The organism is Corynebacterium zhongnanshanii, assembly GCF_014490575.1.
In the GTDB taxonomy this organism is placed as follows: domain Bacteria; phylum Actinomycetota; class Actinomycetes; order Mycobacteriales; family Mycobacteriaceae; genus Corynebacterium; species Corynebacterium zhongnanshanii.
Genome location: NZ_CP061033.1, coordinates 2,054,481 through 2,070,020 on the forward strand (window position 1 = coordinate 2,054,481; position 15,540 = coordinate 2,070,020).

General features: G+C 61.7%; 12 protein-coding genes and 1 tRNA gene. 3 read left to right on the forward strand and 10 right to left on the reverse strand.

The genetic code is table 11. The features are described 5' to 3' along the window. Positions 1-56 precede the first annotated feature (56 nt). Positions 57-1,175: a YihY/virulence factor BrkB family protein gene (locus IAU67_RS09225; protein WP_151842350.1), complete on the forward strand. Its 1,119-nt coding sequence runs from the start codon at positions 57-59 to the stop codon at positions 1,173-1,175. A 19-nt stretch (positions 1,176-1,194) separates the two neighbouring features. Here the strand turns inward: IAU67_RS09225 and IAU67_RS09230 are convergent, their stop codons facing one another. The 4 genes from IAU67_RS09230 to IAU67_RS09245 all read right to left on the reverse strand — a co-directional run bounded on the left by IAU67_RS09230 (position 1,195) and on the right by IAU67_RS09245 (position 4,765). After that, positions 1,195-1,950 (reverse strand): ABC transporter ATP-binding protein, encoded by a 756-nt coding sequence (locus IAU67_RS09230; RefSeq protein ID WP_151842351.1) that lies wholly within the window; start codon positions 1,948-1,950, stop codon positions 1,195-1,197. Positions 1,951-1,953: 3 nt separating this feature from the next. Continuing rightward, entirely contained in the window at positions 1,954-3,012 is a 1,059-nt protein-coding gene (locus IAU67_RS09235) for a FecCD family ABC transporter permease (protein WP_187767904.1), read from the reverse strand. 41 nt (positions 3,013-3,053) lie between these two features. Further along, positions 3,054-4,142, reverse strand: a complete 1,089-nt coding sequence (locus IAU67_RS09240; RefSeq protein WP_151842353.1) for an ABC transporter substrate-binding protein — start codon at positions 4,140-4,142, stop codon at positions 3,054-3,056. 425 nt (positions 4,143-4,567) lie between these two features. Beyond that, positions 4,568-4,765, reverse strand: a complete 198-nt coding sequence (locus IAU67_RS09245) for a hypothetical protein (RefSeq protein WP_151842354.1) — start codon at positions 4,763-4,765, stop codon at positions 4,568-4,570. A 594-nt stretch (positions 4,766-5,359) separates the two neighbouring features. Between IAU67_RS09245 and IAU67_RS09250 the strand changes: the two genes are divergently transcribed. After that, the gene (locus IAU67_RS09250) at positions 5,360-6,538 is read left to right on the forward strand and encodes an IS481 family transposase (protein ID WP_151843304.1); all 1,179 of its coding nucleotides are present in this window, start codon (positions 5,360-5,362) and stop codon (positions 6,536-6,538) included. Between the two features lie 105 nt (positions 6,539-6,643). Here IAU67_RS09250 and IAU67_RS09255 read toward each other — a convergent pair. Next, positions 6,644-6,716, reverse strand: a tRNA-Thr gene (locus tag IAU67_RS09255). Positions 6,717-6,816: 100 nt separating this feature from the next. Then, positions 6,817-8,085, reverse strand: coding sequence for a DNA polymerase III subunit delta' (locus IAU67_RS09260; protein WP_151842915.1), 1,269 nt, complete (start codon positions 8,083-8,085; stop codon positions 6,817-6,819). Positions 8,086-8,135: 50 nt separating this feature from the next. Here IAU67_RS09260 and IAU67_RS09265 point away from each other — a divergent pair, with 50 nt between their 5' ends. Further along, a complete protein-coding gene (locus IAU67_RS09265) occupies positions 8,136-9,680 on the forward strand; it encodes an adenylate/guanylate cyclase domain-containing protein (protein ID WP_151842914.1) in 1,545 nt (514 codons plus the stop codon). Positions 9,681-9,736: 56 nt separating this feature from the next. Here IAU67_RS09265 and IAU67_RS09270 read toward each other — a convergent pair whose 3' ends face one another. From IAU67_RS09270 to IAU67_RS09285, 4 genes are all read right to left on the reverse strand, one after another. Then, complete coding sequence (locus IAU67_RS09270) at positions 9,737-10,894, reverse strand: acyl-CoA dehydrogenase family protein (protein WP_151842913.1); 1,158 nt, start codon at positions 10,892-10,894, stop codon at positions 9,737-9,739. 45 nt (positions 10,895-10,939) lie between these two features. Next, on the reverse strand, positions 10,940-11,860 hold the full coding sequence (locus IAU67_RS09275) for a CoA transferase (RefSeq protein WP_151842912.1): 921 nt from the start codon (positions 11,858-11,860) through the stop codon (positions 10,940-10,942). Positions 11,861-11,989: 129 nt separating this feature from the next. Further along, positions 11,990-15,031, reverse strand: coding sequence for a type I DNA topoisomerase (gene topA, locus IAU67_RS09280; RefSeq protein ID WP_151842911.1), 3,042 nt, complete (start codon positions 15,029-15,031; stop codon positions 11,990-11,992). A 304-nt stretch (positions 15,032-15,335) separates the two neighbouring features. Continuing rightward, complete coding sequence (locus IAU67_RS09285) at positions 15,336-15,539, reverse strand: cold-shock protein (RefSeq protein WP_151842910.1); 204 nt, start codon at positions 15,537-15,539, stop codon at positions 15,336-15,338. Position 15,540: the final 1 nt, after the last annotated feature.

The following is a 15,540-nucleotide window of genomic DNA, read 5'->3' on the forward strand; positions in this document are numbered from 1 at the left end:
GCGCGGGGCGTGTGTCTGCCGCCCCCGCGCTGTTCCAGCAGGTAGATTAAAGCGCGATGACCGCGAAAGATTCCGATGTAAGCTCCTTCATCCTGCCGGCCGAGGGCGGCTCCACCATTGCCACGCTGTCGCCTCAGGAGTATTACCGGCAGGTCAGCAAGCCTCAGCGTCGGCTTCAATGGAAAGCCTGGCCGCTGATCACCCGCAGATTATTCGTGGAGACCTTCTTTAACGGTCTGATGGACCGCGGTGCCACGCTGAGCTTCTTCACACTGCTGACCACCGTGCCCACCCTGACGGCGTTTTATTCCATCGTCACCCTGGTGCTCTCCCACAATAAGGAGCAGGTCACGGACATCACGAACGACTTCATCAGCACCAACGTGCCGGACAATTTCGAGGACAATGCCCACCGCGCCATTTCCTTGATTATCGGATCCACGCAGCAATCACTCATTGCGCTGGTTGTATCCGTGCTCTTCGCGCTGTTTTCCTCTTCGGCCTACGTGCGCGCGTTTTCCCGCAATGCCAATGGCCTCTATGGGCGGGCCGAGGGGCGCAGCATTGTCCGGACGTGGCTGACCATGTGGGGACTGACCATTGCCCTGGTGATCGGACTGGTGATGATCGCCATCGCGTTTTTCTTCAGTCAAGATATTCTGCAGCCGCTGCTAGGAAGGTTCTCCGAGCCATTGCATATTGAAAGCGCCAGCGCCTTCATCCTTGATACGTTCCTGCCGGTATGGGTGTATGTGCGCTGGCCTGTGATTTTCGGCGCCTCGATTATCTTGATCGCCCTGCTGTACCACTTCGCACCCAATGTCCGTTACGGGCGCGTGCGTTGGCTGACCAGCGGTTCTGTGTTCGCGTTGGTGTCCATCACCGCAGTGGGTCTGCTGGTGCGGGTGTACTGGCAGAACTTTTATAACGTGGGGTCCTATGGAGCGCTGGGTGGTCTTATTGCCGGCTTCATCGGCCTGGTGATCGCGAACACGCTCCTTCTCCTGGGATTGAAGCTGGATGCGGAGATCACCCGGGCCCGGGAGCTTCAGGCGGGGTTGGACTCCTCGGTCATGATCGTGGCGCCGCCGCGGTCCGAGGCGGCGCTGCAGGACCTGGTGAAACTCGAAGAGTCTTTGAAGGAGTCCGCCGAGACGTTCCAGAAGGAGCTGTGACGCGCGAAGCCTCGGCCGCCTAGCCCATGTCCGTGGCGACGGGGCACACCACGGGTGTACCTTCATCATCAAGCACGCGGGCCCGCAGGCCATAGACCTGTTCTAGCAGGTCGGCCCGCAGGACTTGGGCAGGAGTGCCGTGCTCAACCACCTGGCCATCGGCAAGCACAAGCAATTGGTCGCAGTACCGCGCAGCCAGGTTGAGGTCGTGCAAGACCACCAGGGCCACGGCGTCACGCTTGCGGACTTCCTGGCGGGTGAGCTGCAGCAGCTCAACCTGGTGGCGCAGGTCCAGGGCGGAGGTGGGCTCATCCAGCAGCAGCACGTGGGGGCGTCGCACCAACATCTGGGCCACGGCCACGAGCTGGCGCTGTCCACCGGAGAGCTCACGCACACTGCGCTGCGCCAGGCCGGCTATGCCCAGCCGTTCCAGGGCCTCGGCACTGGCGGTCAAGGGGTCCTCGACGGCACCGCGGGCAGAAATGACCACGGACTCAAAAACCGTAAGGCTCGCGCTGGAAAGCACATCCTGGGGCACATAGCCCAGCGCGCGTTGGCGAGCCCGGCCCTTCAAAACAGTGCCGTCGAGCTCCACCTGGGCCTGGCCTGAGGCAATGGGACACACCCCTGCAATCGCTTTAACCAGGGTGGACTTGCCGGCAGCGTTGGGCCCCACAAGGCCGGTGACCGTCCCGGGCTCACCACAGCCAGCGCTGATCCCGCGGAGAACTTGGCGTCGACCATAAGAGACATGCAGATCTGTAATGGTTAACATCGACTACCCCCAGGCTCCGCGCTTGCGGAAGAGCACCAGCCCCACGAAGAAAGGCACACCCACCAGGGCGGTAATAATGCCAATCGGGATCGCAATGCCTGGAACCATGCTGATAGACACCGCGTGCGCCCCGGCCAACAATATGGCGCCACTAGCCATGGCAGCTGGGGCAAAGTAGCGCTGGTCCTCACCCACCAACATGCGGGCAACATGCGGGCCGACCAGACCCACAAAGCCGATGATGCCGGCAAAGGCCACCGCGCTGGCTGCCAGCAGGGAGGCCACCACCAGCGTGGATACTCGCAGGCGGGTGACATTAACTCCCAGTGCCGCGGCGCGAGCATCACCCAGACGCAGCGCGGTGAGCTTCCAGCCGTTGACCACCGTGAACGGGATGGCCAGGGCTAGGGATACCGCAATAATCCCATTGGCCGCCCAGTTCGCGCGCTGCAGCGACCCCATGGTCCAAAACACAATTTGTTGCAGTGCCTCGGTGGTGGCGCGGTATTGCAGCAACGAGAGCATAGCTTGGAACAGGAAGACCAGAGCGATGCCCAGCAGGATCATCGACTCTGCACTAGCGGACTTCCACACCGCCGCACCTGCCACGATGGCCACAGCCAGCAGGGCCGATGCCCACGCCACTGCCGCCAAATTAAACTGCGGGTGCGACACTAAGGACCACCCCAGCACGATGGAGGCAGCGCCTCCGAAGGCTGCGGCCGCCGAGATGCCAAGGGTAAATGGCTCTGCCAGCGGGTTGTCCAAAATAGTTTGCATGTGGGCGCCGGATAGTGACAGCGATGCCCCAATGAGTACCGCCATGGCCGATGCCGGTAGTCGTAAAGTCCACAGCACCGTACGGGTGGTGCTATCCACGCTATCCGGACGGAAGATGCCCTGAGCGACATCACGCACGCTTAAATCCACTGGGCCAATGATCGTAGCCACCACAAAGGCCACCACTGCTCCCAGAGTCAGCGTCACAATGATGGCCACCTTGCGGGCACTGGCTCGTCGATACTGCGCAATAATCGCGTCTTGATTAAGCGTCTGAGTCATTGCTGCCTCCTTTTGTGCAGGCCAGTGAGCAGGCCTGCGCATTAGCTGTGGGAGCCGTTCAGGGTGGCAAAGAAGGTGCCGGAGAGCTCAAATGGCAGCCACTGCTTGTGGAAGGCGGCAAAGTCCGCCTCCGGGTCCAGGTCCTTAAACTCCTCCGGGTGCAGCCACACGGCAAATTGTTCCAGGGCAAAGACGTTGAACGGGGAGTCATAGAACTGGTGGTAGACCGCGTGCAGGTCGCCTTCCTTCGGTGCGCGCAGCTCGTTAAAGCCAGGGGTAGCCAGCAGGCCCTTCAGGGTCTTAGTGGCCGTCTCTGGGGAAGCGCCGTAACCGAGTTCCACGTGTGGCAGGACCTCTGGCTTATCCGGATCCTTGGCCCAGGATCCACCGGTAGCAATGATGTGCTCAGGATTTTGCTCAACAACCTTCTCTGGGGTGAGGTCACCGGATTCGGTGTCCAAGAGAGAATCGGCAAGGTTGGTGCCACCTGCAGCCACCACCAGGTCGCCGAGGTTGGATTCCTTGACCGTGGCACAGCAGTCCTTCAGGCCAGCAGCACGCCACAGGAAGGTGGTGGGCTTGTCCTTGAGCTTCGCCGCACGCTGGGAAATCTCTTCGACCTTCTTTGTGTAAAACTCCGTGTACTCCGCGGCCTTGTCCTCGCGGTCAAAGAGCTTGCCGTAGACCTCAATGGACTTCGGAGTGTTCTCCAGGGGCTTTTGCCTAAAGTCCGTGAACACGTACTTCAGGCCTGCCTGGTCCATCTTGTCCAAAAAGCCGTTGGATTCTGCGGCCTTCTTGTGGTCGAGGGTCATCACCACTACGTCCGGCTTGAAGGACAGCAGGTTTTCGACCGTGACATCACCCTTGGCGATGTGACCCACCCGCGGCAGGTCCTTGTAACCGGCGTTTTCTTCCGCAAACTTGGCCTCGTAGCTCGGTGCGGCACTGTGGAAGTCATTACCCACCGCAACCACGTTGTGCAGCGGCTCTTCCTTATTCAGCAGCGAGGTGGCAAAGAGTCCGCGGCCTTCTGCCAGCAAGATACGCTCTGGGCGCTTCTCAAAAGCCACGTCGCGCCCGGCCACGTCCGTGACGTGGAAGCCTGCCTTGGTGTCACTTCCGGACATGGCCTCACTGCTTGCAGGGTCCGAACCCGTCCCACCTGAGCAAGCGGCCAGGGACACCGCAAACAACAACGAACACAATGCTGCAGTCCATCGCCGCGGACTGCTTACTAAACGCAAAGACATACGTGTGTACTCCATCCTGTGTGCTAAGGCATGACCCATCAACAGGCCAGGCCAAGACAAACGTCAATTTAGGGCAGGGTTAGCTTACAGAACAGAGCGCGCGGTGGGAATAGGCACCAAAATTTGGGGGTAATCCATCGTGAAGGTTATGAACAAGGTTTCATTTGCAATAGGAATTATCCTTATACGGAGACATCCTTTTCCGCCCTGCGACTACTGGACCGCGTCACTGACGCAATTTTTTCAAAGAATCGCTCAGTGAGCGCCGCCGGAATCGATGCACATCAAGGGACGGCTACTTATTATTTGTTTGGCGCGCTACGTCGAGGAGGCATGTGAAGAAGAAAAACAAACAAAAATCCCGCCACGGAAGCAGAAATGCCACCACTAACTCCGTCTTGAACCCCTAACAAATGAAGGCACAAATAGACAACAAACGACAGGGCTACAGAAATCGCTAGTTTTGTAAAAAATTGTGTCGGTGTGTTATCTTTTATCATTCTGAAACTCCTTGGTTTACACTCTCAACGACCGCCATAATCACACTCATACCTGCTCCATCATGCTTTCACATACAAAGTGCACGCTTTTAGAACTTGATACTAATACCCTAAAGAAGTCGCATAAATTAAGTGTACCCTAAGCTAGCCGCCCCAACAACCAAAGGATGGTAGTGGCCTCTCGTTAGTAGAGCACCAGAACATCAAGTTTGATCGCTACAGACTTTAGGTGTTCTCCCGACCGTGGTCTTCAGCGATGGCACTACGCCACCGGAGGACGCTTCATCATCACCGGCTGGGACGTTCTCAGCCGAACCGGCAGTAAGCACGCTGACACAACCCCATAACCCGCATAACCCACCCGAGATGCATGCGCCACATGCACGAAGGCCACGTCCTTGGACGTGGCCTTCAACGGAGCCGCTTGCGATGTTGTCCGTCAGGACATAGTTGACACATTCTTCCTGCGGTTTTCTCAGTGATAGTTGACAGATCAGTCAGGACATACTTGACACCCTGGCCCCCTGACCCGGCGGGCATGATAGTTGACAGCTCAGTCGAGACATCGTTGACACAACTCACCGATAATGAGCCATGAGCTACAACAACCCCAACCTGGCAATCGTCACAGCAATCCGCAAACAACACATGACAGTCAGCCAAGCCGCCAAAAAATTCAAACGCTCACGCCAATGGATCTACACACTGCTCGACCGCTACGACCACGGCGGCCCGGACGCAGTCCAACCCCGATCAAAAGCACCCAAAACATCCCCCACCAAAATCCCAGACACCCTCGCTGATGAGATCGTCGCCATCCGCAAAGAACTCACCAGTAAAGGCGCCGACAACGGACCCGAATCCATAGCCTGGGTACTCCAACAACGCGGACTCCGCAGCCCCGCAGAATCAACCATCAGACGAATCCTCACCACCCGAAACCTCATCACACCCCAACCCCATAAACGCCCCAAAGCCTCACTACGCCGATTCGCAGCCACACTGCCCAACGAATGCTGGCAAGCCGACGTCACCTACGTCAGGCTACGCGACGGACGCACCATCGAAGTCCTCGACTTCCTCGACGACCACTCCCGCTACCTGCTCTACCTCACCGCCTTCTACCGCGTCCACGGCCCCACCGTCGTCACAGCCATCGAAGAAGTCACAGCCACCTACGGACTTCCCCAATCCACCCTCACCGACAACGGACTTATCTTCACCGCACGCCTAGCAGGCGCCAGAGGCGGGAAAACAGGCTTCGAAAAATTCCTCGAAACCCACTCCATCAAACAGAAAAATGGTCGACCAGCTCACCCACAAACCCAAGGAAAAATTGAACGCTTCCACCAAACACTCAAAAAATGGCTCAAAGCCCGACCGCCTGCAGAAACACTCCCGCAACTGCAAGCACTCCTCGACGAATTCCGCACCTGGTACAACAACGACCGCCCTCACCGCGCCCTAGGACGAAACACCCCACACCAGGCATACAACGCCCTGCCCAAAGCCAGCCCACAACCACTAGTAACCGAAGACAACCGAGTTCGACACGACAAAGTCGACACATCAGGCCGCATCACCCTACGCTTCGCCGGAAAACTACGCTACCTAGGAATCGGCCGATCCTACGCAGGAACCCCAACACTAACCGTCATCACCGGCAACACAGCCACCACAACCAACGCCACCACAGGAGAACTCATCGCCGAACACATCATAGACACCCAGCGCCAATACCAACCCAAACTCCCCAAGAACACCCAGCACTAAAAACAAATACCGCCCCAGGGAAAGAACAACGTCCCAACCCTAGAGCGGTATCTGTCAACCATGTCGCGACTGACAGTGTCAACTATGTCCCGACTGATCACACGGAGCCGCTTGCGAGAATCGAACTCGCGACCTTTTCATTACGAGTGAAACGCTCTGCCGACTGAGCTAAAGCGGCGTGCCAGCATAGTCTAGCCGAAACACTCCCCTACGTACAAAACCACCCGTCACCAGCCAGGGCACGTACGCCCACAGCCACAGAAACGCCTGGTAGAAACCTACAAAGAACAGCACTCACGCAGACGCCCCGCCAGCGCATTCAGCGCCACCACGGCGGGAACGTTCACGCCGGAGTTCAGCGTCTCCCGGCATTCCATCACCGCATCAATACAGTGCAGCAACGCCTCCGGGGAGTTCCGGCGCGCCAGCTCCCTCGAGGTGCCTTCCATATCCGGGTGTTGGAAACCACCCACGGGCTGCACCCTTCCGTCCTGTGCAGCACCGCCAGCGCTGGAAGCGTCCGCTCCGCCGTCTGGCGCCGCACCGTCAGCGTCAGCGCCGACAACCGCCCCCACCGCCAACATCATCGCGTCCCGATACAACCCCGCCACATCAATCAGCGCCAGATCCAAGAAGTCCGCCGTCTGCCGCGCACGCCGCCGCTTATGCTCCCGCTCCAGCTCATCGAACTGCCCCTTCGACCCACGCATCAGCTTCGCAGCCCCGCGCCCCTTCGTGCCCACACCCAGGGACGCCTCCAGCGACGCGACCTCCCGCGCCTCCACAGCAGCCAAGGAGCTCACGGCTTCTTCCTCCGCTCGCTTCACCAGCTCCGCCGTGAACGCGTACGCCCCCGCCGGCTCATAGATCATTCCCGGCAGTTTCAGCGCAGCGGCCCGTTTCGCCCGTGCCTTCTCCTCCCGCACCAGGTGCCGCGCGCGCCCAATATGGCCCCCAGCCACGGAGGCCGCCCAGTGGGCTTGTTCCTCTGTGAGGGTGAGCTGGGCGTCGGATAAAAGGACGGATTTCACGGCCTCCATCGACGGGGTGGGGACGTACACGTGGCGGCAGCGTGACCGCAGCGTAATGGCAATATCGTGCCGATCCGTGGACGGCGCGCACAGGATGAACACCGTGTGCTCGCTGGGCTCCTCCACGGACTTCAGCAACGCATTCGCCGCCTGCTCGTTCAGCCGGTCCGCGTCCTCCACAATGATGACCCGACGCCGTGCCACCGATGGCAACGTCGCCGCCTGCCGAACTACCTCGCGGATCTGTGCCACGGGGATGATCGACCCCTCGGTGCACACCCAGACGATATCCGGGTGGGAGCCGGCGTGAGCGCTCCGGCACTGCTCACAGGTGCCGCATCCGCCCTGGGGACACACCAACGCCGTGGCGAAAATCTTCGCTGCGACAGTGCGCCCGGAACCAGGTGGCCCCGTGAACAGCCACGAATGCGTCATCGCCCGCGGGTCGGCAACGGCACGCTCCACGACCTCCCGCACGCTGGGGGAAGTGATGCCGTTGAATACAGTGTCAGTCACACTCGACAGTCTAGTCTTGGTCTCCTACATCGTCAGCTAGGCTTAGGAACATGAGTCAATTCGTCCAGTACCTGAAATGGTCCATGAAGACCGCATGGCCCCTGTACGCATTGACGATTCTGTTCACCAACGGCCTGGGAGCCATGGGCGTGGCCACGTTCCTGCGCTTCCTCATGCCGCTGCCCAGCGCGCAGCTAGTGACGGACATCAACACCACCACCGCCACGCTCTACGCGGCGTATTTCGCGTTCGCGTTGGTGGCCGGGGTGATCACCACACTCATTTTCTTTGCGCCGGTGCTGCGCTGGCAGCGCAACCCCAGCGCCTACGACCCGAACATGATGCGGGACCTGGTGCTGCGCATCCCAACCCTGCAGACCGTGACTGGTGCGGTGCTGTGGGGCATCGGCGTGGCGATGTTTACCGTGGTGGCCGCGCATCAGACCACTCAGTGGGCTATCGCCGTGGCGATCACGGGTGTGCTCGGCGGCCTGATGGTGCAGCTGATGACGTACATGGAGGCGCAGCGCCTGGTGCGTCCCGTGGCTGCCCGGGCCCTCATGGCCGGCGCGCCGGATCACTCCAAGATCCTGCCGGTGGGCCGCCGGCTCATGCTCACGTGGGCGTTGACCACTGCCGTGCCCGTGGTAGGCATGCTGCTGGTCCTATGGGGTGATGACAGCGGATTCTTCGCCTCCGCCGCCCCCGGTTGGAGCCCCAACGTGCGCCCGGCGTTGATCGCCCTGGCGGGCACCACGCTCATCAGCGGCATGTTCGGCACGTACCTGTTCGGTATGTCCATCGCGGACCCTATCCGGGAGCTCCAATACGCCATCAACAACGTGCGCCGCGGCTCCGTGGACACGGTGGTGCGGATTTATGACTCCTCGGAGGTCGGCGTGCTCCAGGCTGGCTTCAACGAGATGATGCGCGGGCTGCGCGAACGCCAGCGCGTCTCTGACCTCTTCGGGCGCTACGTGGGCACCGAGGTGGCTAAGCGTGCCCTGGAGGAAAAGCCAGAGCTGGGAGGCGAAACGCGGCACGCAGCTGTGTTATTCGTGGACGTTGTGGGATCCACCAGCTATGCGAAGGAGAACACACCAGAGCACGTGGTGAAGGCGTTGAATGAGTTCTTCGACCGCGTGGTGGACGTGGTGCACCGCAACAAAGGAATCATCAATAAGTTCGAAGGGGACGCCGCCTTGGCGATGTTCGGCGCGCCACTCCCCCTCGACGACGTGGCGGGGCACGCGATGGCCGCCGCCCGTGAGCTGCGGGCGGAGCTGAAGGACTTGGAGTTCGAAGCGGGCATCGGCGTGGCCGCGGGCACCGTGGTGGCCGGGCACATTGGCGCGAAGGACCGCTTTGAGTACACGGTCATCGGCGACGCGGTGAACACTGCAGCCCGCATCACGGACCTGGCTAAGGACACCCCGGGTCGCTGCCTCACCACCGCAGCCACTCTTCGGGAGGCGAACGAGGCGGAGCAGGCGCGCTGGACCCTGCTGAAGTCCGTGGAGCTGCGCGGGCGCCGGGAGATGACCCAGCTGGCCCGCCCGATCCGCCCGACCCTGGCGGATCGGGACGGCGAGTAAGCCGCAGCGAGTGACCTGGCAGGGCTCGCTGCCAGCCGCAGCGAGTACGCAGCCGCTTACAGCGACCGCGCAATCAACTCCTTCATGATTTCATTCGTGCCACCGTAAATGCGCTGCACGCGCGCATCCGCGTAGGCGCGGGCAATGGGGTACTCATTCATGAAGCCGTAGCCGCCGTGCAGCTGCAGGCAGCGGTCGATAATCACGGCCTGCTTGTCCGAAGCAATCAGCTTCGCCATGGACGCACGCGCGGGATCCAGGGTGCCCGCAATCAGCTCAGAGATACACAGGTCCACCAGGGTGCGCACGGCCATGGCCTCGGCCACGCACTCGGCCAGCTCAAACTTGGTGTTCTGGAAGTCGAAGATGGACCTACCGAACGCCGTGCGTTCCTTGGTGTAGGCGATGGTCTCGCGCAGGGAGGCCTCGATGGCTCCCATGCATCCCACGGCGATGCCCAGGCGCTCCTGCCCCAGCTGCTGCATCAGCTGGTAGAAGCCTTGACCTTCCTCGCCGCCGAGCAGGTTCTCCTTTGGTACGCGGACGTTGTCGTAGAACAGCTCCGCAGTATCCTGCCCGCGCAGTCCCAGCTTGTCGAGCACGCGGCCGCGGGAGTATCCTTCGCGATCTGCTTCCACGAGCATCAGGGAGATGCCCTTGGCTCCGGAGCCTTCGTCGCCCGTGCGCACCACGGTCAGGATCACGTCGGCCTGCGCGCCGTTGGTGATGAAGGTCTTGGATCCGTTGATGACGTATTCGTCGCCGTCCAGCCGGGCGGTGGTCTTGATGCCCTGCAGGTCCGATCCGGCGCCGGGTTCTGTCATGGCGATGGCGAATACGGTCTCGCCGGTGGCTGCCTTGGGCAGGAACTTCTTCTTCTGTTCTTCGGTGCCGTAGTGGACGATGTAGGGGGCGGTGATGGCCGAGTGGATGGTGTTGCCCCAGCAGGTGTCGAAGATGCGGGCTTGTTCCTCGATCACCACGGCTTCGTGGCCGTAGTGGCCGCCGCCTCCACCGTATTCTTCGGGAATGGACAGGCACAGCAGGCCTGCTTCGCCGGCTTTGTTCCAGAATTCGCGGTCAACATGCTTTTGCTGGATCCAGCGTTCCTGGTGTGGGGCGGCTTCGCGCGCGAAGAACTCGTGCGCCAGTTCGCGGAGGCTGTCGAGTTCCTCGTTCATCCAGGGGCTGCGGTGGTCATCGAGTGCGGACATGTGTTGTCTCCTTGCTGTTGGGGATGTGTTGATGGGGTGACGCGGCTAGTTCGTGGGCTGCGTGTGCTGCCGAACTGCCGCGATGGGGATATTTTTCTCCGACGCCACAGTGTCCCATTCCGCCGCCGTCCTCTGCGCGATGGCGTGCTGGTAGTGACGGTGCTGGAGGCCGAACGTGGGGCCTGCGTCCATGGAAGGCTGGGCGTCGCCAAAGTCCATAACCTCGGCGCAGGCGGCGAGGAAATGGGGTTCGAGTGCGGCGACGGCCACCCACTGGCCGTCTTTGGCCTGGTAGAGGTTGTATTGGGGAAGCGCGCCGCCGAGGAAGGTGCCGGGTCCGGACAGTCCCCAGCGGGCGACGTCCGAGAACTCTTCGGCCATGTCAGCTAGGCCCACTTCGTGGTAGGACCCCACTCCTGTGTTGGTGGCGGTCCAGAGGCCCGCCAGGCCTTCGGAAACTGCTCGTTCGGCTCCGGCAAGGTCGGCGAGGGGAACCGGCGGCATGACCGGAGTGTTGTCGGGGCCCACGGGCAGGGTTCCTGCGTGGGCTTCGTAGGTCAGGTCGTGGCCGGCTTGATTGACGTGTTCGCCACTGTGTCCCACGATCGCGACCTGCACCAGGTGGGGATAGCGTTCGTGGAGCTCGTCCCAGCCGAGCCCGAGGCGGGCGAGGGAGGCGGGGCGGGAGCTGGTGAGGAGAAGGTGGGCGTCTGCCAGAAGCTCGTGGAGGCCTTGGATCCCGTGGGGGTCCTTGAGATTTAGCTCCACGACCTTCTGGCCTGCCGTGAGGTGTTTGTAGTAGGCGGGCGCTTGGGCTTTCATGGGGTCAGCAGCGGGCCCTGGGCCTTCCACTTTGGTGACGTGGGCGCCCAGGTGGGCAAAGCGTTTTGCTGCGATGGGTCCTGGCAGGTTGGGGGCCAGGGTGACCACGTTGAAGGCTGGCACCGCGTTCGGCACATCAGTCATAGGTTGACGGTAGCAATGTGCCGGCAGCTGAGGTGGGGAAATCAGAAAATTTCCTTTTCCTCAGCTTTGCAACCAGATGCCCCGCGAGCCGCCGGCGGTCTGCACGCGAGCCGCGGCGTTAACCAGCTGCTAGTGCGAGCGCGAGATGGTCCGCTTCGTCAGCGTGGGCGCGCCAGACTTCGTGGCGGACTTCTTCGCCGTTTTCTTGGCAGCCTTCTTCGCGGTCTTCTTCGCGGTTTTCTTCGCAGCCTTTTTCGTTGCCTTCTTCGCCGTCTTCTTGGCCGCCTTCTTCGTGCCCTTCCGGGAGGACTTCGTGGTCTTCCCCGCGGCCTCATCGGCGGCTTCCTTAGCCCGTCGCTCGGACAGCAGCTCGTTGGCGCGAGCATCCGTCATCGTCTCCGGGGTATCGCCCTTGCGCAGGGAGGCGTTGGTCTCTCCATCCGTGACGTAGGCGCCGAAGCGGCCGTCCTTCACGCTCATGGGCTTGCCGGAGACGTCATTGTCACCCAGCTGCTTCAGTGGCGGCTGGGCGGCAGCACGGCCGCGTCGCTTCGGCTCCGCGTAAATGCGGCGCGCCTGATCCAGCGTGATGGTGAACAATTCCTCTTCGCTGCCCAGCGAGCGGGAATCGTTGCCCTTCTTCAGGTACGGGCCATAGCGGCCGTTCTGCGCGGTGATGACCTCGCCGTCGGATGGGTCCGTGCCCACTTCGCGCGGCAGGCTCAGCAGTTTCAGTGCCTCTTCCAACGTCACCGTGGCGGGTTCCATCGTCTGGAACAGGGACGCGGTTTTTGGCTTCAGCGTCTCCTCCACGATCTCCTTGACCCGCTTGGCCTTCTGGTTCTGCGCGGTTTTCGTCTCGCGGCTGAGCGGCTTCTTGCCTTCGGCGGCGCGCTCGGCGTCCTGCTGGTCGCGTTCCGCCTCCCACGTCTTTTCCGCCTCCGCGGCGACCGTCGCCTCTTCATCCTCGCCGAGGATTTCAGTGACGTACGGGCCGTAGCGCCCCTCGCGCGCCACGATCTTTCGACCCGACGCCGGGTTCACGCCCAACTCGCGACCCCCCTGAGGAGTGGCGAACAATCGCTCGGCTTCTTCCAGCGTGAGCTCGTCCGGCGTCATGGACTCCGGCAGGTTCGCGCGCTGCACGGTCGGCTCCGCCCCCTCCTCGGAGGAGGCGGCGGGGATGATCCGCTCCAGGTACGCACCATAGCGACCCACGCGCACCACGATCGGCACACCGTTATCGTCGTTGAACAGGTGGAGGGAATTGACCGCGCGGGCGTCGATACTCTCCAGGCGGTCCCCCACGATCTGCTGCAGCCCGCCCTGGCGAGGAATCGCGGCGGTCGGGCCCTCCGGGCGGTCCTTATCGCCGAAGTAGAACGCCTTCAGCCAGGCCTCGCGATTCTCATCACCGGTGGCGATGGCGTCCAGTTCGTCCTCCATGGCGGAGGTGAAGTCGTAGTCCACCAGTGCCCCGAAGTTCTGCTCCATCAGGCCAATCACCGCGAACGCGGTCCAGGATGGCACCAGCGCATTGCCGCGCGGCAACACATACCCACGGTCCTGGATGGTGCGGATGATCGAGGCGTACGTGGAGGGGCGGCCGATGCCCAGCTCCTCCATTCGGCGCACCAGTGAGGCCTCCGTGTACCGAGCCGGCGGGTTCGTGGAGTGGCCATCCGCAGTGATGGTGCGCGCCACCAGGTCGTCCCCGGCTGCCATGACGGGCAGACGCTTTTCCGCGTTATCGGCCACGTCCCGGCCCTCAGCATTCTGGGACACCTCCACGTAGGCCTTCAAGAAGCCCGGGAAGGTCAGGGTGCGGCCCGTTGCGGAAAACTCGCAGGCATCCCCACCGGCGCTGTTGCCGCCGATGGTCACCTTCATGGAGGTGCCGCGGGCGTCGGCCATCTGGGAGGCAACGGTGCGCTGCCAGATCAGCTCATAGAGCTTGAACTCCTCGGCATCCAGCTGGGAGGACAGCTGACCCGGCGTGGAGAAAGTCTCGCCGGCAGGGCGGATTGCCTCGTGCGCCTCCTGGGAGTTCTTGACCTTACGGGAGTACTGGCGTGGCGCATCTGCCACGAACTTCGCACCGTAGAGCTCCTTGGCTTGGGCGCGCGCGGCGTCGATACCCGCCTGGGACAGCGTGGTGGAGTCCGTACGCATATAGGTGATGTGACCGTTTTCGTACAGGCGCTGGGCGATGCGCATCGTGCGTTCCGACGTGAAGCGCAGCTTCCGCCCGGCCTCCTGCTGCAGCGTGGAGGTCATAAAGGGTGGGTATGGGCGGCGCGTGTAGGGCTTCTCCTCCACCGACAGCACGGCCATCGGCTGGTCCTTCAGGCCCTCCGCCAGCTCATGGGCCCGGGCTTCGTTCAGCACCACGGCGTCCGTCTTCAGAGCGCCGTCGTCACCGAAATCGCGGCCCTGGGCAACGCGCTTGCCATCCACGCTCACCAGCTTGGCTTCAAAGGAGCGCGGATCCTGCGTGTGGTCACTCTCCTGGCCGACGCGGAGCGCGTCCGCACCCAGCGCCAATTCCGCAGACAGGTCCCAGTAGTTCGCGGAGACGAAGGCCATGCGCTCCCGCTCACGCTGCACGATCACACGCGTGGCCACGGACTGAACACGTCCCGCAGACAGGCGCGGCATGACCTTCTTCCACAGCACCGGGGAGACCTCGTAGCCATACAGACGGTCCAGCACGCGGCGGGCCTCCTGGGCATCCACCAGGTCATAATCCAGCTCGCGGGTATTCTCCGCAGCCTCCAGAATCGCGCTCTTGGTGATCTCGTGGAAGACCATGCGGCGGACGGGAACCTTCGGCTTGAGCACCTCCAGCAGGTGCCAGGCGATGGCCTCGCCCTCACGGTCGGGGTCTGTTGCCAGGTAGAGTTCGTCGACCTGCTTGAGCTTGGCTTTCAGGTCGCTGACCTTCTTCTTTTTGTCAGCGCTGACCACGTACAGGGCCTCGAAGCCCTTGTCCACGTTCACGCCCAGGCGCGCCCAGGGTTCCTTCTTGTACTTGGCGGGCACGTCGGCGGCGCCGCGCGGCAGGTCGCGAATGTGGCCCACAGAGGCCTCAACGATGTAGTCATCGCCCAAATAAGGCTGAATCTTGCGGGCCTTCGTTGCAGACTCGACAATTACTAGTCGCTTCACCATATGGGTGGCTCACTCTTCCTCACCGTGCGGAACTGAAGGATTTTTCTTCCTTATATATTGCATGCACTTCACACGCACTCTTGGCCGTCACAATAACCGAAAATGCTAAGCAATACATTTTCCCTCACCATCGTGTTACCCCGTTCCCCCCTCGACCCCTCCCTCCCATGGTGTCCTGACCTGCTCTTTTTATGATTTCACGTGGTGGGACACGCGGGGTAGCTGGAGACATAGCAACAGGCCACGCCCACCAGGATGGTGGCGTGGCCTGTTGCTCGTGTGTCCTCACACGATGAGCGGGAGACTACAGCGCAGTCACGCTCTGAGCCTGGGGGCCCTTGGAGCCAGCGCCGACTTCAAATTCAACGCGCTGGTCTTCTTCAAGGGAACGGAAACCGCCACCCTGAATCTCGGAGTAGTGCACAAAAACGTCATGAGATCCATCGTCTGGTGCGATGAAGCCGAAGCCCTTTTCTGCATTGAACCATTTCACGGTTCCTTGTGCCATT